This window comes from Neobacillus kokaensis (assembly GCF_014656545.1).
GTDB classification, from domain to species: domain Bacteria; phylum Bacillota; class Bacilli; order Bacillales; family Cytobacillaceae; genus Neobacillus; species Neobacillus kokaensis.
This window is the reverse complement of sequence record NZ_BNDS01000007.1, coordinates 130,215-149,126: the sequence shown is the minus strand read 5'-3', so window position 1 is coordinate 149,126 and position 18,912 is coordinate 130,215. Positions and strand designations below refer to the sequence as shown.

13 protein-coding genes are annotated in these 18,912 nt (G+C 38.7%); 11 read left to right on the top strand and 2 right to left on the bottom strand.

Annotated elements, in window-relative coordinates; translation table 11 throughout:
* Positions 1 to 103 precede the first annotated feature (103 nt).
* From IE222_RS10430 to IE222_RS10410, 5 genes are all read left to right on the top strand, one after another.
* The gene (locus IE222_RS10430; protein WP_191272483.1) at positions 104 to 2,566 is read left to right on the top strand and encodes a YhgE/Pip domain-containing protein; all 2,463 of its coding nucleotides are present in this window, start codon (positions 104 to 106) and stop codon (positions 2,564 to 2,566) included.
* An 86-nt stretch (positions 2,567 to 2,652) separates the two neighbouring features.
* On the top strand, positions 2,653 to 3,387 hold the full coding sequence (locus IE222_RS10425; protein WP_191272481.1) for an MBL fold metallo-hydrolase: 735 nt from the start codon (positions 2,653 to 2,655) through the stop codon (positions 3,385 to 3,387).
* A 15-nt stretch (positions 3,388 to 3,402) separates the two neighbouring features.
* Positions 3,403 to 4,392, top strand: a complete 990-nt coding sequence (gene lplA / locus IE222_RS10420; RefSeq protein WP_191272479.1) for a lipoate--protein ligase — start codon at positions 3,403 to 3,405, stop codon at positions 4,390 to 4,392.
* A gap of 176 nt (positions 4,393 to 4,568) precedes the next feature.
* Positions 4,569 to 6,116, top strand: coding sequence for a fatty acid--CoA ligase family protein (locus IE222_RS10415; RefSeq protein ID WP_191272477.1), 1,548 nt, complete (start codon positions 4,569 to 4,571; stop codon positions 6,114 to 6,116).
* A gap of 225 nt (positions 6,117 to 6,341) precedes the next feature.
* Positions 6,342 to 7,616 (top strand): M48 family metallopeptidase, encoded by a 1,275-nt coding sequence (locus IE222_RS10410; RefSeq protein ID WP_191272475.1) that lies wholly within the window; start codon positions 6,342 to 6,344, stop codon positions 7,614 to 7,616.
* A 57-nt stretch (positions 7,617 to 7,673) separates the two neighbouring features.
* On the opposite strand, the gene IE222_RS10405 is transcribed toward IE222_RS10410, so the two are convergent.
* Complete coding sequence (locus IE222_RS10405; protein WP_191272473.1) at positions 7,674 to 7,910, bottom strand: IDEAL domain-containing protein; 237 nt, start codon at positions 7,908 to 7,910, stop codon at positions 7,674 to 7,676.
* Positions 7,911 to 8,106: 196 nt separating this feature from the next.
* Here IE222_RS10405 and IE222_RS10400 point away from each other — a divergent pair, with 196 nt between their 5' ends.
* The gene (locus IE222_RS10400) at positions 8,107 to 8,673 is read left to right on the top strand and encodes a competence protein ComK (RefSeq protein ID WP_223282643.1); all 567 of its coding nucleotides are present in this window, start codon (positions 8,107 to 8,109) and stop codon (positions 8,671 to 8,673) included.
* Positions 8,674 to 8,684: 11 nt separating this feature from the next.
* Here IE222_RS10400 and IE222_RS10395 read toward each other — a convergent pair whose 3' ends face one another.
* On the bottom strand, positions 8,685 to 9,050 hold the full coding sequence (locus tag IE222_RS10395) for a YhjD family protein (RefSeq protein WP_191272469.1): 366 nt from the start codon (positions 9,048 to 9,050) through the stop codon (positions 8,685 to 8,687).
* Positions 9,051 to 9,313: 263 nt separating this feature from the next.
* Here IE222_RS10395 and IE222_RS10390 point away from each other — a divergent pair, with 263 nt between their 5' ends.
* The 5 genes from IE222_RS10390 to addA all read left to right on the top strand — a co-directional run bounded on the left by IE222_RS10390 (position 9,314) and on the right by addA (position 18,905).
* Positions 9,314 to 10,249, top strand: coding sequence for an LCP family protein (locus IE222_RS10390; protein ID WP_191272467.1), 936 nt, complete (start codon positions 9,314 to 9,316; stop codon positions 10,247 to 10,249).
* 44 nt (positions 10,250 to 10,293) lie between these two features.
* Positions 10,294 to 10,950, top strand: a complete 657-nt coding sequence (locus IE222_RS10385; protein WP_191272465.1) for a TVP38/TMEM64 family protein — start codon at positions 10,294 to 10,296, stop codon at positions 10,948 to 10,950.
* Entirely contained in the window at positions 10,950 to 11,504 is a 555-nt protein-coding gene (gene lepB, locus IE222_RS10380; protein ID WP_191272462.1) for a signal peptidase I, read from the top strand. Before IE222_RS10385 ends, lepB begins: the two co-directional genes overlap by 1 nt.
* A 149-nt stretch (positions 11,505 to 11,653) precedes the next feature.
* Positions 11,654 to 15,133: a helicase-exonuclease AddAB subunit AddB gene (gene addB / locus IE222_RS10375; protein WP_191272460.1), complete on the top strand. Its 3,480-nt coding sequence runs from the start codon at positions 11,654 to 11,656 to the stop codon at positions 15,131 to 15,133.
* Positions 15,126 to 18,905, top strand: coding sequence for a helicase-exonuclease AddAB subunit AddA (addA, locus tag IE222_RS10370; protein ID WP_191272458.1), 3,780 nt, complete (start codon positions 15,126 to 15,128; stop codon positions 18,903 to 18,905). The genes addB and addA overlap by 8 nt, the downstream gene beginning before the upstream one ends.
* Positions 18,906 to 18,912 lie beyond the last annotated feature (7 nt).

Genomic DNA, 18,912 nt, shown 5'->3' with positions numbered 1-18,912 from the left:
CAAATAGTCATTTTTAAGGAGATTATTAAACATTAATAGTCTTTCTTTTTTGAAGAAAAATGACTAGATGGACAAAGTGGTCAATGTGAAAAAAGGAGGTATTATGGTGAAAAATGGCTTGTTTAAACAAGAACTTTTTACAATTATTAAAAATAAAAAAATCTTAATTCCAATTATCGCTGTTTTGTTTATTCCAGTTCTGTATGCAGGATTATTTCTTTGGGCATTTTGGGATCCATACGGAAAAATGGATGAGTTGCCTGTAGCGATTGTCAACAATGACAAGGGAGCTGTAATGGATGATGAACAACTTAAGCTGGGTGAGGACCTTGTTGAGAAACTAAAGAAAAGCAAGGATTTTGATTATCAAATCCTGAACAAACAAGATGGCTATAACGAGCTAAAGAAACAAAAATATTACATGTTAATCGAAATTCCAGAAAATTTCTCCAATAATGCGACAACACTTATGGATAAAAATCCGAAGAAGCTGGAATTAATTTATGTTCCAAACGAAGGTTTTAATTTTCTTTCTGCTCAAATTGGCGGGACAGCGGCAGAAAAAATTAAAACAGCTGTTGCCGAAAAGGTAACTGAAACCTATGCGGAAACGATCTTTGAAAAAATCAATGATGTATCTGCCGGTTTTCAGAAGGCCAGTAATGGTGCTGAAAAACTAAGTGATGGTTCAAAGAATTTGAATAAAGGTTCAGCGGATTTAAACACGGGAATCGCAACATTAGCTAAAAAATCAATTGAATTTAATAATGGGATGAAATCAGCTGATGAAGGCTCTAAAAAACTTGCTTCCGGTTCAAATGATTTATATAACGGGCTCGCAATACTGGCAGAAAAATCAATTGAATTTAATGCGGGAATGCAATCCGCTAATTCAGGAGTACAGAAGCTTGCTTCAGGGTCCAAAGATTTGGATGATGGGCTAGCAGTGTTAGCGGAAAAATCAGGAGAGTTCAATGCCGGGATGCAATCTGCCAACTCAGGCGCTAATAAAGTTGCAGCTGGCAGTAAACAATTGAATGAAGGTCTCGGTCAACTGCTTAACGGACATAAAAAGCTGGAAATTGCCTCAACACAGCTGGAAGCTGGTGGTAAACAATTACATGCTGGGGCCGAAGAATTATCATTAAAATTAAGTGAATGGCAAAAAGGCTCTACCAGTGCAGTAAAAGGTGCTGAAGACTTAAATCAAGGGATTACCTCTTTAAAAAAGCAAATAACACAAATGATGCCGTTATTAGGCAATTTGCCAGAGGATAAAAAGGCTCAACTGATTCAAGCCTTGGATCAATTAGAAAGCGGCAGTGCCGCACTAAAATCTGGAACCAAAGACTTATCTGATGCAGCGAGTCAGCTTTCAGACGGAGCGGAGCAGATATCAACAAAGCTTGAGGCTCTTCACACCGGTCAAAAAAGCTTTTCTGATCAAATGGAGTTGTTTGGAGAGAAATTTAAAGATGCCAAAGCAGGTGCTGATCAACTGGCCAATGGTTCATCAACACTTTTATTTGGAATGAATCAGCTTACTGATGGTTCAAATGCGTTAACGGAAGGAGCGGTTCAATTATCCTCTGGTTCACAAGCTTTACGAATCGGTGCTTACGATTTATTAAGTGGAATGGAGAAACTTGCTTCTGGTTCCGATGCGTTGTCATCAGGCGCGGGACAAATTGCTTCTGGCTCTAGTAATCTTAAAAACGGTGCATCTGATCTTTCAAGCGGTATGAGCCAATTAACCAACGGTGCGGACGCGATTACCTCCGGCGCTGGCAAGCTAGCAGATGGTTCGGAGCATTTGAAGGATGGCACAAGTCAGCTTACTGCTGGTACAACTGAACTAGCAGATAAACTGAAAGATGGCGCAAAAGAAGTGTCTAAGGTTCATGCGAATGATAAAACCTATGATATGATGTCAAAGCCAGTGAAGCTTGATACGGAAAAGGTAAATCACGTTCCGAACTACGGAACAGGATTTACACCATATTTCCTTTCACTAGGTTTGTTTGTTGGGGCACTCTTACTCTCAATTGTCTTCCCGATGCGTGACCCGGCAGTTACACCTGCAAATGGCTTCAACTGGTTCATCAGCAAATTTGCTATATTAGCAGTTTTTGGGGTTGTACAGGCTTTAATAGCGGATGCCGTCATTTTAGGTGCATTGAATTTACATGTGGCAAGTGTACCTAAATTTATCCTATTTTCAATTATAACAAGTTTAACGTTTATTTCTTTAGTACAGTTCTTTGTTACAGTGTTCGCGGATGCCGGACGTTTCCTAGCAATCTTGGTATTAATTTTTCAATTAACGACAAGTGCAGGAACATTCCCACTTGAATTAATCCCTAATTTCTTACAACATTTTAACGCCTTCCTGCCAATGACGTATACTGTTTCAGGCTTTAAGGCAGTCATTTCAAGTGGTGATTACAGCTTTATGTGGCATAACCTGACAATTTTATTTAGTTATATAGTAGTGTTTGCTTTATTAACAACCTCATACTTGACGATAAGGCATAATGCAAAATATAAAATTGCTGCACAACAATAATTATAAAACCAGCCGGATTGATTTGAAACGGCTGGTTTTTTCATGTTTAATTAGATTAACGAGTTATATATATGGAGGGAAAAACGTTGAAACTTACGATAATTGGACCATGGGGCGGCTATCCGAAACAGAATGCTGCAAGCGCGGGATATTTGCTTGAGCATGAAGGCTTTCATTTATTAATCGACTGCGGCAGCGGTGTTCTTTCAAAACTGCAAAATATTTTACAGCCGGAAGATCTTGGCGCGGTAATAATTTCTCATTATCATCCTGATCATATTGCCGACATCGGCGTCTTGCAGCATGCGAGATTAATTCAAGGGTTTTTAGGAAAGAACTTCCCAACTTTGCCGATATACGGTCATTCCTTTGACCAGCATGAATTTACGAAATTAAGCTATAAGAATATAACCAAAGGGGAGGCCTATGATCCCAGCAATATCCTAGCTGTCGGTCCATTTCAAATATTATTTTTAAAAACTGACCATCCGGTGCCATGCTATGCGATGAGAATAGAGGCTGGTGGTAAGGCACTTGTTTATACTGCTGATAGTTCTTTTAAGGAAGAGTTTATTGAATTTAGCAGCGGGGCTGACTTGTTATTATGTGAGTGTAACTTCTACGGAAATCAAAACGGGAAATCTGCTGGCCATATGAATAGTATCGATGCTGGTCGGTTTGCCCGCAATGCTGAAGTAAAACAGCTGCTTTTGACCCATTTGCCGCATTACGGAAATCTTGCTGATATAGTTACTGAAGCAACCTCGGAATTTCCTGGTATAATAAAGCTGGCGGCAGAATTTGATACTTTTATCCTATAAGAGGGGGCATTTATTATGTTATTTATTGATAACAAGGGGATTACCGATCCGCGAATTAATCTGGCTATTGAGGAATATGCTTTAAAAAATCTTGATATTAATGAGACATATTTTTTATTTTACATAAACGAACCATCAATCATCATTGGCAAGAACCAAAATACAATTGAGGAAATCAATACAGAATATGTTGAGAAAAATGGCATTCATGTTGTTCGACGATTATCAGGCGGCGGGGCGGTTTATCATGATTTAGGAAATTTAAATTTTAGCTTTATCACGAAAGATGATGGTGAGTCTTTCCATAACTTCCGCAAATTTACCGAGCCGGTTATTGGAGCATTACAAAAATTAGGGGTAAATGCAGAGTTAAGCGGCCGCAATGATATTGAAGTTGGGGGAAGGAAAATTTCCGGGAATGCCCAATTTTCCACAAAGGGAAGAATGTTCACGCATGGAACCCTTCTGTTTAATTCCGAAATGGAACATGTTGCATCAGCATTGAAAGTAAAGAAGGAAAAGATTGAATCGAAAGGAATTAAATCAGTTCGCAGCCGGGTTGCTAATATATCGGAATTTTTATCCGAAAATATCACCATCGAAGAATTTCGTTCCTTCTTGTTGAAAAATATCTTTGAGGGGCAGGAGGAAATACCCGAATACGTGTTAACGGAAGAGGATTGGGTAAAGATTCATGAGCTTTCAAAAGAGAGATATCAAAACTGGGACTGGAATTATGGTAAATCCCCAAAATTCAATTTGCAGCATTCCCATCGCTTCCCAGCCGGAACCATCGATGTTCGTCTTGAAGTAAATAAAGGAATTCTTGAAAATTGTAAAATCTATGGTGACTTCTTTGGTGTGGGGGACGTAAGCGAGATTGAGAAGAAACTGGTCGGGATTCGCTATGAAAAGAGTGAAATCGAAAAGGCACTGGCTGATATTGATACCACTTACTATTTTGGAAATATTTCGAAGGAAGAATTTATTAACTTAATATATTAATGCTGTTTCTGCCAAAGGCACCTGCTATCAGGTGCCTTGGGTTATTTATTATTATCTGAAGTTTTCCAAATTTTTAAAATTATACTTGAATAGATTGCCAGCTTTCAATATAATATATTTAGAAAATTTTTAAAAATAAATGAGTGAGTATTCATTCATAAATGGGGAGCGAGTTCATGAATCTTTCATCACAGCTTCACGAAACAGCAAAGGCATCAGCTGGAAAAATAGCCTATTACTTCTTAGACAAACTTTGTACTTATGCTGAATTGGATGAGGCCATCACAAAATTTGCATCAGGTCTTGAGAAATTAGGAGTGAAAAAAGGTGATCATATTGCATTATTGTTAGGAAACTCACCGCAATTTGTGGTCAGTTTATATGGGGCACTTCGGTTAGGGGCAACCGTTATCCCAGTCAATCCGATTTATACTGCAGATGAAATTGGCTATATTCTAAATAATGGCGACGTAAAAGTAGTGGTCGGCCTTGATTTGATGATCCCGCTTGCTGAAAGAGTACATCATCTTCTGCCAAAAGTGGAGCATTATATTATCTGTAAAACAGAACAAAATGCTGTAAGTTTTGCTGAAGAGTTTTCGATATACCCAAAAATGAAATCGTTTTCAGATGTAGTGGCTGCTGGTGATTTAAGCTTCATAGGTGCTGAGCTTCAAGATGATGATACCGCACTTATTCTTTATACATCAGGTACAACAGGAAAACCAAAAGGAGCCATGTTAACACATAAAAATTTATACAGAAATGCAAAGGATATCGGTGATTACTTAAAAATCAACCATGATGACAGGGTGATTACGGCTTTGCCAATGTTTCATGTGTTTTGTTTGACAGTTGCTTTAAATGCACCGCTCTTAAGCGGGGCTACTATTTTGATTGTTCCAAAGTTTAGTCCAAAAGAAATTTTTCGTCTTGCAAAGCAATACGAAGCCACTGTTTTTGCAGGAGTACCGACAATGTACAACTTCCTTTTTCAATATCCAGAGGTGAATACTGAGGATTTAAAACATTTTCGCCTATGTATTTCTGGAGGAGCTTCTATGCCAGTCGCATTATTACAGAATTTTGAAGCTAAATTTAATGTCTTGATTTCTGAAGGCTATGGATTATCAGAGGCATCACCGGTTACGTGCTTTAACCCTTTAGACCGTCCGCGGAAGCCCGGCTCAATTGGCACATCGATTCTTCACGTAGAGAATAAAGTTGTCAATGAGCTTGGGGAAGAGCTTCCTATCGGCGAGGTTGGCGAATTGATTGTTCGTGGACCTAATGTGATGAAGGGATATTATAAGATGCCGGAAGAAACGGCTGCCACGATTAAGGACGGCTGGCTCTATACCGGTGATTTGGCGCGAATGGATAAAGAAGGTTATTTTTATATTGTCGATCGAAAAAAGGATTTAATTATAGTAGGCGGATATAATGTGTATCCGCGTGAGGTAGAAGAGGTCATTTACAATCATAAGGACGTTGTAGAGGCTGCAGTTTTAGGGATTCCAGATCCAAATCAAGGAGAGGCCGTCAGCGCCTATGCAGTTACTAAAAACCCGGAACTGACTGCTGAACAGTTGCAGGAGTATTGTAAGAAATATTTAGCAAAATACAAAGTCCCAGCCTCAATTGAATTTTTGGAAGAACTTCCAAAGAATACTACCGGAAAAATTCTAAGACGGGCATTAAAAAAACAAGTCACTCATATTTAAAGAAAGGCGGGCATTTGGCTTCCCTTTTTCGATTTTATTTTAACGTAAGGAGTAGTTTAGCCTGAAGCAAATGTCATTGTTGCACTCTTCATTCCATTGTTTTCTAACATTATATTCCTACCTTATATGAGGCTGGCACGAGTCGGTCTCATTTTTTATGTTCTAAATCTCGTCTTTTTAACTAAACTAAGTATAAAGAGGTTGTACAAAAGGGGGGGACAAATCATGGTACGAAAAATGGGGTTCTATGCAGTTTTGGCATATGTCCTATATGGATTGTTTTTTTATTGGTATTTATTTCAATTTGCTGAACCAAAGCTGCCATTTGAATATCAAGGAACAAAAGCCGATCCTTCAACTTTTTTAAATGGTCGGGAACTTATGTTAAGCGAAGAATATTCGAAATTTAGAAACCTATTGTTTTTCTTAAGTACACCATTTGAATGGCTTTTCTACTTCCTCATTCTATTATTCGGATTTTCGAGGGTCTTCAAAAGGTGGGCGGAACATTCAACGAAATATAAATATCTTCATACGGCTATTTACCTTTTCTGGTTATCAATTTTTGCTTTTATTGCTACATTTCCGCTAAGCTATATCAGTTATTCTTTGTCAAAAACGTATCATATTTCAACCCAAAGCTTTCCGGCCTGGATGAAGGATGAGTTAATTGATTTTTGGATCAATTTCGGAACATGGCTCATTATTGTTCCAGTATTATACTGGCTGATGAAAAAAAGTAAAAAACGCTGGTGGCTGTATGGCTGGCTGTTATCGGTGCCATTTACATTATTTATGATGTTTCTTCAGCCTGTCGTTATCGATCCGTTATACAATGATTTTTATCCACTGAAAGACAAACAGCTTGAAACAAAAATATTAGCTATAGCAGATAAAGCGCAGATTCCAGCTAAGCATGTATTTGAAGTCGACATGGCGGAAAAAACCAATGCAATGAATGCCTATGTAACAGGGATTGGTTCTAATGCAAGAATAGTTCTTTGGGATACGACTTTGAATAAACTAACAGATAACCAAATTTTATTTATAATGGCTCATGAGATGTGCCATTATGTGGAAAAACATATTTATTGGGGAATTGGCGGCTATTTATTGCTTTCGCTCTTTGGCCTATATTTAACATATCGGTTAATGAATTGGGCTGTAAGAAGGTACGGCAAGGAATTAAAAATTCCTGATGTAAGGGACATACGATCATTACCATTATTTTTTATGATAATTTCATTTCTACTGTTTACAGCCAGCCCATTTACGAATCTTGCTTCCCGCTATCAAGAAACACGAGCTGATCATTATGCGATCGAGATGACGAAAAATCCTGAGGCTGCGATTACATCCTTTCAGGAGTTAACTCGTTCGGGATTAAGTCAAGTGAATCCGCCGTTATTGGTGAAAATTTTCCGATATACCCATCCATCTATGCTTGACCGTATATCCAAACTGGAAGAATTTGAAATTAAACAGAGGAATATTGAATAATACCATAAAAAGGCTGAAGACGTGTTAATTTGTCTTCAGCCTTTTTATGGGCAGTTGTTAAGTTCCAAAACGTTTGTTGATTTCCTTGAGCTGTCCGGATAACCGCAAAAATGATTTTTTGTCCCGATGATCAATAGCCGTGTCAATTTTCCGTAATAATTTTTCCTTTTCCACTGTTAGCTGGATTTCTGATAAGAGCATGTCAATGTATAAATCTTGGATAAAATTCTCCTTTCTCTGGTTGTTTTTCATAGCAGCAATTTTCATTAATTCGCCATACGACTTTTCCTTCATGAAAATCACCTCTGTTGCTTTTTTTAATTATATGGAGTTTTTAAGATATTATCATCAATATTTTTAAATTTTCAAAAAGTAATTTTTTTGAAAGATTTTGTGAATAATTTAGTAACAATTAGAAAATTTGAAGAAATAAAGAAATAAAAGTGGTAAGATATGGTGGAAAAAATGTATGAAAAAGGAGTTGAAAAGGATGAAGCAGATTGAATACTATGAAATAAATTCTTGCACCATGAGTATTATGCCCGTGCAATATGGTGGGAAAATCTTTTCTAAGATAATGGAGGGCGATGAGGAGTTCATAGCACCCTTTAAACCGATTGACCTTATGAAAAAAAACTGCAGTTATTTCGGAGTCAGCTTTGAAAGCAGGAAAAAAGGGACTACTGAATTAATTGGTTACACCCGGAAAGTACCAATTGTGATTGAGCCGGCAAATCATCTTTTCTTTTTCCCAACAACATCGCCGAATTCCCTTGAATGTGTATGGATATCTCATGAACATGTTGAAAGTTTCCGCCGTGTTGGACCACAGCAAACGCTTATTACTTTTAGCAATAAACAATCATATGTCTTTCAAGTTTCATATGGGACAGTTGAGTCACAGATGTTACGTACAGCCTTATTAAAAACAAAGTTACTCCAAAGAATTGAAGGTAATCAAAAAAAGTCATTTTATTTACATGGTCCAAAATTATCGAAGGCATCTGAGAACTTTAGTGAATATGGGAATGATAGTTTTTCAATGAATCGGAAATAACGGCATATCACTTAGCGGGACAGGTGTTTTTTTAAAAAATAAGTCTCCATTAGCTCTTGGACCTTATTGCGAATCCTTGGATTAAAGTAATTATGATTTTCTTCATAACCTTTATAAATAAACAAATACGTTGTAAAGGCATCGTCCCGTTTTGTTTCAATTACTTTGAGCTTATTCTTTTTCATGTATTGTTTTGCTTCCGCCAACTCCCTCTGAACATTCTTCATTGTTTCTTCAATTAAATCTAAATAAGGTTTTTTTAATTTAAATGGACTGTTTTGGACAACAGATAAATCACGGTTTAAGACAATTAATACCATCGGTAAATAAATGACTTTCTCAATAATATCGCGGTCATTTTCTGGAATTCGTGTCATGGCATATTTACACCTCAAAATAGGAACTAGTGTTCCTGTTTTATTTTACACAATAGAAACAATAAAAGCAATACTGCTTTCGTTTGTTTTAGATGTTTTCCAATTTACTTCCGCTTATTAAGGCGGATTTTTTATTGAGAAAATTTCCCTAAATAGATAGATACTAAATAGGGGAAAATGATTAAAAAAAGAAACCTTGTAGAGCAAAAATTAGTCAAATATATAGTAAAATTAAAATACAATTGGACAGATAGGTGATACAAATGCGGTCAGAAAGACATCAAGGAAAAAGGAAACGACGCTGGCGGTCCGTTCTGCTTGGTTTTTTACTGCTTATTTGCTTAGGGGCTGGCTATTCCTATTTTCAGTATAAACAAGGAGTAAACCAATCATTAAAAAAGATGGATCAAGATCCTTCCAAAGTGGTATACAGCTTTGAAGGACAAAAGGATCAATATGGAGATACTAATGTTCTCCTGCTTGGCAGTGATGCCAGAGGGAAAGAAAGGTCTCGTTCTGATACCATCATGATTGTTCACTTTAACGAAGACAAAGGAACGTTTAAATTGACTTCCATTATGAGGGATTGCTACGTAGAGATTCCAGGGCATGGTAAGCATAAAATTAATTCTGCTTTTGCTCGTGGAGGACCGGAATTAATGAGACAAACCATTAAACAAAATTTCGATATTGATCTGCAGTACTATGCAATAGTTGATTTCCAAGGGTTTGTACAGCTAATTGATGAAGCCTTTCCAAATGGGGTAGAAATTGATGTAGAAAAAGAAATGAAGAAAAATATTGGTGTTACACTTGAGCCAGGAAGACAAAGATTAAATGGTAAAGAACTGCTTGGCTATGTTCGCTTTCGTCATGATGCGATCGGTGATTTTGGACGGGTTGAACGTCAGCAAAAAACAGTTAAGGCTATAAAAGATCAATTAAGCGGCATTCAAACAATTGCTAAACTGCCAAAATTAATTGGTGTTGTTACTCCATATGTCAATACGAATATGAAAACTTCTGACGCTTTATTTATGGCAAAGGACTTTCTTTCAGAAAAACGAGGTACTGTGGATACGTTAAGAATCCCAATTGAAAATAGCTTTACCGAACCACGGGTGCCAGAGGATGGTCTTGTGCTTGATATTGATGTTGAAAAAAATAAAGAAGCTCTTCACCAATTTATTACAAAATAATCGCAGTAAAATCTTTAAAATAGAGTAAAAAGAGGAGAAAACGGATGGATTTTGAAACAATCAGAGCTTGGTTTACAATTGACAACATGATGAATCTAATACAGGATTATCGTACCCTTGGGCCAGTACCGGGTGTTTTGCTGACCATGGTTGAAGCCTTTTTGCCGTTTCTCCCTTTGTTTGTTTTTGTAATGGCAAATGCCAATGCGTTTGGTCTATGGATGGGATTTTTATACTCTTGGATTGGAGCTTGCGTTGGTGCCATGCTTGTTTTTTCCTTGGTCAGACATTTGGGACAAACAAAACTATTAGCTTTTTTGCCGCGGCATCCGCAAGTTCGTAAGCTAATGGATTGGGTAGACCGCCATGGTTTCGGTCCGCTTTTCTTGCTGCTATGTTTCCCGTTTACACCATCGGCAGTAGTGAACATTGTTGCCGGTCTTTCAAAAATCAGCCGTGCCCAATATATGCTGGCAGTATGTATTGGGAAAATGGTAATGATTTTTACGATAAGCTTTATTGGATACGACATCAGGGCATTAATTACCCAGCCATATCGGACAGCCATCGTTTTGGCAGTGATTTTTGGTCTTTGGTATGTAGGTAAAAGAATTGAAGTAAAATTGAATAAAGCTTATGTAAGTGACGATAATGGGAAAACAGATCAAAACAATGAGGTGGAGAAACGGAGGGGACTTTAATGAACGGTAAATGGAAAAGGGAAGGAATGGAATGGGTTAAAGCATTTGCTGTCGGCATTATTATCTTTGCATTTATTCGAACTTTTTTCTTTTCCAATTATATAGTAGAAGGCGAGTCTATGATGCCGACACTGCAGGATGGCAATAAGCTGGTTGTCAATAAGATCGGGTTTCAAGTCAGTGATTTGCAGCGCTTCGATGTTATTGTTTTCCACGCAAATGCGAAAGAAGATTTTGTAAAACGAATTATCGGACTGCCTGGTGATAAATTAGAATATCGTGATGATCAGTTATATGTTAACGGTCATAAGTATAAGGAGCCATTTTTAAGTGTATATAAGCAAGAATCACCCGGCATGAAGCTGACAGGTGATTTCAGTTTGAAAGAAATTACGGGTGAAGATAAGGTCCCAGAGGGGAAATTATTTGTTCTAGGCGATAATCGATTAGGGAGCTGGGATAGTCGTCATTTTGGTTATATTTCTGTAAGTCAGGTAGTTGGGAAAGTAGACCTTCGTTATTGGCCGTTAAACGAAATGGACGTACATTTTTAAATGTTGGGAATAGCACGATATGAATATCGTGTTTTTTTTTGTTTATTTTACCAGTTATGCCTAAAATCTGCTTGATAAGAATCCAAACATTTGTGCTTATATATGTTAAAATGAAAGATACAGTGATGAATGGAAAGTGAGGTTTATGCATGTCAATAAGAATGGTGATTGGACGCTCTGGAAGCGGCAAAACTGCTATGTTTCTAGATGAGATTCGTGCTAAATTGGTCGAAAATCCAGAAGGGCCGCCGCTTATTTATATCGTACCGGAGCAGATGACGTTTCAATCAGAATATCACCTTGCAACGGACAAGGAAATTGGCGGCATGATTCGGGCTCAAGTATATAGCTTTTCTCGGCTTGCATGGAGAATTTTACAGGAAACCGGCGGGATTAGCCGGACACATTTAAGCAGTGTTGGAATTAGTATGTTAATCCGTAAAATCATTGATGAAGAGAAGGAGCAATTGAAACTCTTTCAGCGGGCAGTTGATAAGAATGGTTTTATCAAGCAATTAGAGCAGATGGTCACAGAATTCAAGCGTTATTGTATCAGACCAGAGGAGCTTGTGAATGAACTAAACCAGTTTTCCTCAAAAGGCTTACAGGATAAACTGCATGATTTAGAAATTATTTATCAAAAATTTGAAGATGAAATCTTTGGCAAATATGTTGATTCTGAAGATTATTTTCGCCTCCTAGCGGAAAAAATATCGAATTCGGCATATCTAAATAACGCAGAAATTTATATCGATGGGTTTTATAGCTTCTCTCCGCAGGAATATCAAATTATTCAGGAGTTGGCGAAGCATTGCAAAAGGCTGTCAATTGCGATGACGACGGACAAGAGATCGTTCGATAAAGCCCCTGATGAATTGGATATATTTCGCTCTGCAGGTGAGACCTGCTGTACACTATTTGACCTAGCAAGTGTTTTACAAATTGAAATGGAGCCGCCGGTGGTTTTGCATCAGCAAAAAAAATGGAATCATCCATCTTTAAGGCACATGGAGGGGACATTTGATGAGCGTCCAGCTCAAAGTTATCAAGGAGATACCGCTATTCATCTTTGTCAGGGGGTAAATCGCCGCGCCGAAATTGAAGGTATTGCCCGCGAAATTTATCAATTGGTACGAACAAAAGGATATCGTTATCGGGATATTGCCTTATTAATCAGAAATGGCGGGGATTATCATGAGCTTGTTGAGCCGGTTTTCAGCGACTGTCAAATTCCTTATTTTATCGATCAAAAAAGGACGATGCTGAACCATCCGCTAATTGAATTGATTCGCTCAAGCCTTGAAGTGATTGAGTCATATTGGCGCTATGAACCGGTTTTCAGGGTGGCCAAAAGTGAATTAATCTTTCCGATCCAGGAGAATCTTGGAAAAATGCGTGAGAAAATGGACAAGCTTGAAAACTATGTCCTTTCATACGGAATTAATGGAAGTAAGTGGACAAAAAAGGACCGCTGGGTTTATCGAAACATACGAGGGTTGGAATTAGGTGTAAGGAACCAGACCGATGCAGAAATAGAATGGGAACAGGAGTTAAATGAATTAAAACTGATGATAACTGCACCGCTGCTGCGCTTATCAAGGCGTCTAAAACGAGCTGATACGGGCAGAAAGCTGTGCGAAGCAATTTATTTATATTTAGAGGAATTAGATATCCCCGCCAAGCTTGAAAATTGGAAGGCGGCTGCAGAAGAAAAAGGGAATCTTGTAAAAGCGCGTGAACACGAACAAGTTTGGAATGCCGTGATTGACCTTCTGGACCAATATGTTGAAATATTAGGAGATGACAAGGTAACAGTAAAGTCATTTGCGGACATACTTGAGGCAGGGTTTGAATCATTGCATTTTTCCCTTATTCCTCCTGCACTCGACCAAGTGTTAATCGGTGATTTGGAGAAATCAAGATTAAATCAAATCAAAGTCGTGTTTGTAGCAGGTGTCAACGAGGGGGTATTGCCGGCGAAGTTTTCCGAGGATGGAATACTATCCGATGAAGACCGGGAATTGTTAATGTCACAGGGAATCAAATTAGCTCCAAGCAGCCGGATTCGACTGCTGGATGAAAACTTTTTAGCCTATAAAGCCTTTACCGCTCCTTCCGAATTGCTCTATGTAAGCTGTCCACTTGCTAATGAGGAAGGAAAATCATTAATCCCTTCTTCCTATATTAAAAGATTGAAAGATATGTTTCCTGATGCACCTGAACATTTTTATGTGACGGATCCAGGGGAATTACCAGAGGCAGAGCAGCTTCTCTTTGTGACAAATAGGACAACAACGCTCTCTTATTTGAATGCCCAGCTGCAATTGAAAAAGCGAAACTATCCGATTTCAGATTTATGGTGGGATGTTTATAACTATTATCTTAAAAGTGCAGATAAAGCTCAGGCACAATTAGTATTTTCCAGTCTGTTTTATACCAATCAGACTGTTAAACTCTCAAGGGAAACAGCAGATGAATTATATGGCGAAACGATTCAAGCGAGTGTTTCAAGAATGGAACTATATAACTCCTGCGCGTTTTCGCATTTCGCTCAGCATGGGCTGAAGCTAAGGGAAAGGCAGGTATTTCGGCTTGAGGCTCCCGATATCGGTGAACTATTCCATGCGGCATTAAAGCAAATAGCTGATATTGTCAACGAACAAAAGCTGTCGTGGGCCCAGCTTTCAAGACAGCAATGTGAAGATCTATCGAAAGAGGCTGTGAAAACATTAGCGCCAAGATTGCAAAATGAAATTCTATTAAGTTCCGAACGACACCATTATATTAGACGGAAGCTCGAACAAATTATCACTAGGGCTTCACTTGTCCTTAGCGACCATGCAAAAGTAAGCGGTTTTTCACCAATAGGATTGGAATTGGGATTTGGCCCTAACGGTAAGCTTCCGCCGCTGGCCTTCTCTTTGAAAAATGGGAAGAGAATGGAATTAGCCGGTAGAATTGATCGAGTTGACCAAGCAAGAGCTGAAGATAATAGTATCTATTTACGAGTGATTGACTATAAGTCAAGTGAAAAGGATGTCAATTTAACGGAAGTATATTATGGGTTGGCACTGCAAATGCTTACCTACCTAGATATTGTTATGACCCATTCAAAGGAATTAGTAGAAATGAAGGCGAATCCGGCAGGCGTTCTTTACTTTCATGTTCATAATCCATTTATTAACACGACGAAAGTGCTGACAATAGAGGATATTGAACAGGAGATTTTGAAGAAATTTAAAATGAACGGCTTAATGGTCAGTGATCCAGAAGTGCTTCGCTTAATGGACAAATCGCTTGAATCCGGTGATTCACAGATAATTGCTGCCGGAATTAAAAAAGACGGACAAATATCAAAAAAATCAAAGGTTGCTAGCATGAATGAATTTGATGACATTAAGACGTATGTACGCGGGGTCTACCAAAAGACAGGTAATGCGATAATTGAGGGTGAGACAAATATTTCACCGTTCAAATTGAAGGATAAAATTCCTTGTACATTTTGTTCATTTAAATCGGTATGTCAATTTGATGAATCAATTGAACCGAACCGCTTTCGAATCCTCACACCGCATACGAAGGATGATGTTTTAGAAAGAATACGAAAGGAGGTTTCGATAAATGAGTAAAATTATCATACCGGAAAAGCCGGAAGGGGTAACATGGACAGATGACCAATGGAAGGCAATTATGGCAACAGGCAAGGATATTCTTGTTGCCGCAGCAGCCGGTTCAGGTAAAACTGCAGTCCTAGTTGAAAGAATCATCCAACAAATTATTTCGGAAAAAGAACCAATTGATGTCGATGAATTATTGGTCGTTACGTTTACGAATGCCTCAGCAGCTGAAATGCGGCACCGGATTGGTGAGGCATTAGAAAAAGCAATTGACATAGATCCGCACTCACGGCATTTAAGGAAGCAGCTAAGCTTATTGAATAAGGCCTCTATTTCCACGCTCCATTCCTTTTGTATGGAGGTTATCCGGAAATTCTATTATCTAATTGACGTTGATCCCGGTTTTCGAATTGCGGATGTGACAGAGGCACAATTAATGCGAGATGAAGTAATGGATGAACTGTTAGAGGACGAATACGGGAAAAAGGATAATGAACCATTTTTTAATTTAGTTGATTCATTTACCAGTGACCGCAGTGATGCAGCGCTTCAGTCAATCGTTCAGTCTATCTATGACTTTGCACAGGCAAATCCAAGACCGCAAATCTATTTGGATTCCATCGCGTCGATGTATGATGTCTCATTAATCAAACATATTGAAGAACTTCCGTTTACACAGGAACTTTTTTTTGACATTGAATTGCAGCTCGAAGCAGCCAAAGAAATGATCGTTAAAGGCTTAGAAATAACCAAGCTGCCAGAAGGACCAGCACCGAGGGCGGAAAATTTCTTAGATGATCTGCACATTATCGATACCTTGATAAAAGCAAAAGAAGACTCATGGGATACACTTTACCAGGCACTGCAAAACGTGTCATTCTCCACTGCCAAAAGGCTGAAAAAAGGTGAGTATGATGAGGAACTGACAGCAAAGGCGCAAAAGCTGCGCGATAAGGCGAAGAAAAAGATACAAGCCATTCAAACAGAACTTTTCACCCGAAAGCCAGAAAGCTTCCTGCGGGATATGGAAGAGATGTATCCGCTAATAGAGACTCTTACGAATCTAGTGAAGAAGTTCTCAAAACGGTTTGAAAAAGCTAAGAAAGACAAAGGGCTTGTAGATTATGCTGATTTGGAGCATTATTGCCTGGATATTTTAACCGGAGAAATCTCATCAGAAGGGGAGTTTATACCTTCTGATGCAGCCCTTTCGTACAGACGCCAATTTAAAGAGGTATTTGTCGATGAATACCAAGATACGAACATGGTACAAGAAACCATTTTAAAGCTGATTGCAAAAGAGAGCGAGGCAGAAGGAAATCTCTTTATGGTCGGTGACGTCAAGCAATCTATTTATCGCTTTCGATTAGCGGAACCGAATTTATTTTTATCAAAATATAATCGTTTTCAAATAGATGGGGATTCAACTGGTTTAAGAATTGATTTAGCACGGAATTTCCGGAGCCGCAAAGAAGTTCTCGATGGGGTTAATTACTTATTTAAACAAATCATGGGCGTTAAGGTTGGCGAAATCGAATATGACGAGGCGGCTGAATTACGTAACGGCGCGCCATATCCAGAAGACAATCCATTCCCGGTAGAACTAATTCTAATTGATCAAAAAAAGGAAAACATAGAGGAAGCTGCGGACTCGGAACCAGAAAACGAGGAAGAAGCAGATGTGTTTGATCAGGCAGATCTTGAGCAGTCCCAGCTTGAGGCAAGGTTTATTGCTGCAAAAATTAAGGAATTGGTCGCAAACGGAACGTCCGTTTATAATCCAAAACTGCAGTCTTATAAGCCGCTGATGTACCGTGATATCGTGATTTTACTTCGCTCATTTACTTGGGCACCGCAAATTATGGAAGAGTTTAAGCAGCAAGGGATACCAATCTATGCCGATATATCTACCGGCTATTTTCAAGCTACTGAGGTTGCGGTAATGCTGTCCCTTTTAAGAGTAATCGATAATCCTTTCCAGGATATTCCATTAGCTTCTGTATTACGTTCACCGATTGTTGGATTAAATGAGGAAGAACTAGCAAAGGTTCGTATTCATCAAAAGCGCGGCTCATTTTGGGAGGCCGTTACTGCTTTTTGTCAAAATCGAAAAAATGAATCTGAGGAAGTATTTTATGGAAAAATGCGTCATTTTTATGATTCATTAAATGATTGGCGCACAATGGCACGGCAGGGGGCACTTTCTGAGTTGATTTGGCAGCTGTACCGTGATACTAAATTTTATGATTTTGTTGGTGGTCTCCCAGGCGGAAAACAGCGGCAGGCTAACTTACGTGCCCTTTATGACAGGGCGAGAGCTTATGAACAAACATCTTTCCGTGGTTTGTTCCGCTTTTTACGTTTTGTGGAACGCATGATTGACCGGGGAGATGACCTTGGTGCAGCACGTGCCCTTGGAGAGCAGGAGGATGTCGTCCGTATAATGACGATTCATAGCAGTAAAGGGTTAGAGTTTCCAGTTGTTTTCATGGCGGGAATGGCCCGAAATTTCAACACGACAGATATGAAAAAGGCGTTTATGCTGGACAAAGAGTATGGCTTTGCTGCTAAGTACGTAAATGCCGAAAAGCGGTTGTCTTATCCATCCTTGCCGCAAATTGCTTTCAAACGGAAAAAGAAAATGGAACTTCTCGCCGAAGAAATGCGCGTCTTGTATGTGGCAATGACAAGGGCAAAGGAAAAGCTTTATTTGACAGCGACACTTAAAGATGCCACGAAAGCATTGGATCAGTGGAATGACGTAGTCGATCATCCTAGATGGCTGCTAAAGGACTACAGCCGGGCAGCCGCTGCCAGTTATCTAGATTGGATTGGTCCGGCACTTGTAAGGCATCAAGACTGTGAGGTATTAAGAGCCTTTGGAGAAATAAATCCTCTTGTACCGGAAGATATAATAAAGCACCCTTCCTCTTGGAAGATTTCAATAATAAGTGCTGATGATATTACGAATGAGGAATCAGCACCCGAACTTAATGCCGATGACTTTATGCAATTGGTGGAAGATGAAAAAGAGGTTCTAGTAACTTCACCTTTTACCGATGAAATTACTGCAAGGCTTTCCTGGCAATATTCCTTTCAAAATGCAGCGACTCATCGTTCAAAGCAGTCGGTATCAGAAATAAAAAGACAGCGGGAAATCGCGGATGAGCAAAGCGGTACTGACTTTATTCAAAGATTTAAGAAGCCGATTCTGAAACGTCCAAAATTTATGCAGGAGAAGGCTTTAAGCCCGGCTGAACGAGGAACAGCCATGCATATGGTGATGCAGCATGTAGATTTAACAAAACCTGTAAGTTCCCAATCGATTTCTGATCAAATTCAAACAATGATACATCATGAATTATTAACCGATGAGCAAGCTGAAGTGATTGATGCTAATTTAATAGCACAATTTTTCAGAACAGAATTGGGACAAAGATATTTCCAGGCATCAAATGTCCATCGTGAGGTACCATTTACACTATCTTTAATGGCCAATGAAGTGTATCACGATTGGCGGGATGCGGATGAGTCTGTTTTTGTTCAGGGGATTATCGACTGCATACTTGAGGACGAGGATGGACTTGTCCTGATTGACTATAAATCAGATAGTATTACGGATCGCTTTAATGGCGGCTTTAATCAGGCTAAACCGATTCTTGAGGATAGATATAAACTGCAAATTAATCTATACACAAAGGCTATCGAAAAGATCTGGAGGCGAAAAGTGGCGGAGAGATATTTATTTTTCTTTGACGGAGCACATATTTTAAAAATAGATTAAAAAAAGA

Bases quoted from the DNA above. Each gene is read 5' to 3' on its own strand.
- IE222_RS10430 (WP_191272483.1), top strand. From the start codon at position 104: ATGGTGAAAAATGGCTTGTTTAAACAAGAACTTTTTACAATTATTAAA.
- lplA (WP_191272479.1), top strand. From the start codon at position 3,403: ATGTTATTTATTGATAACAAGGGGATTACCGATCCGCGAATTAATCTG.
- IE222_RS10415 (WP_191272477.1), top strand. From the start codon at position 4,569: ATGAATCTTTCATCACAGCTTCACGAAACAGCAAAGGCATCAGCTGGA.
- IE222_RS10410 (WP_191272475.1), top strand. From the start codon at position 6,342: ATGGTACGAAAAATGGGGTTCTATGCAGTTTTGGCATATGTCCTATAT.
- IE222_RS10405 (WP_191272473.1), bottom strand. From the start codon at position 7,910: ATGAAGGAAAAGTCGTATGGCGAATTAATGAAAATTGCTGCTATGAAA.
- IE222_RS10400 (WP_223282643.1), top strand. From the start codon at position 8,107: ATGAAGCAGATTGAATACTATGAAATAAATTCTTGCACCATGAGTATT.
- IE222_RS10395 (WP_191272469.1), bottom strand. From the start codon at position 9,050: ATGACACGAATTCCAGAAAATGACCGCGATATTATTGAGAAAGTCATT.
- IE222_RS10390 (WP_191272467.1), top strand. From the start codon at position 9,314: ATGCGGTCAGAAAGACATCAAGGAAAAAGGAAACGACGCTGGCGGTCC.
- IE222_RS10385 (WP_191272465.1), top strand. From the start codon at position 10,294: ATGGATTTTGAAACAATCAGAGCTTGGTTTACAATTGACAACATGATG.
- lepB (WP_191272462.1), top strand. From the start codon at position 10,950: ATGAACGGTAAATGGAAAAGGGAAGGAATGGAATGGGTTAAAGCATTT.
- addB (WP_191272460.1), top strand. From the start codon at position 11,654: ATGTCAATAAGAATGGTGATTGGACGCTCTGGAAGCGGCAAAACTGCT.
- addA (WP_191272458.1), top strand. From the start codon at position 15,126: ATGAGTAAAATTATCATACCGGAAAAGCCGGAAGGGGTAACATGGACA.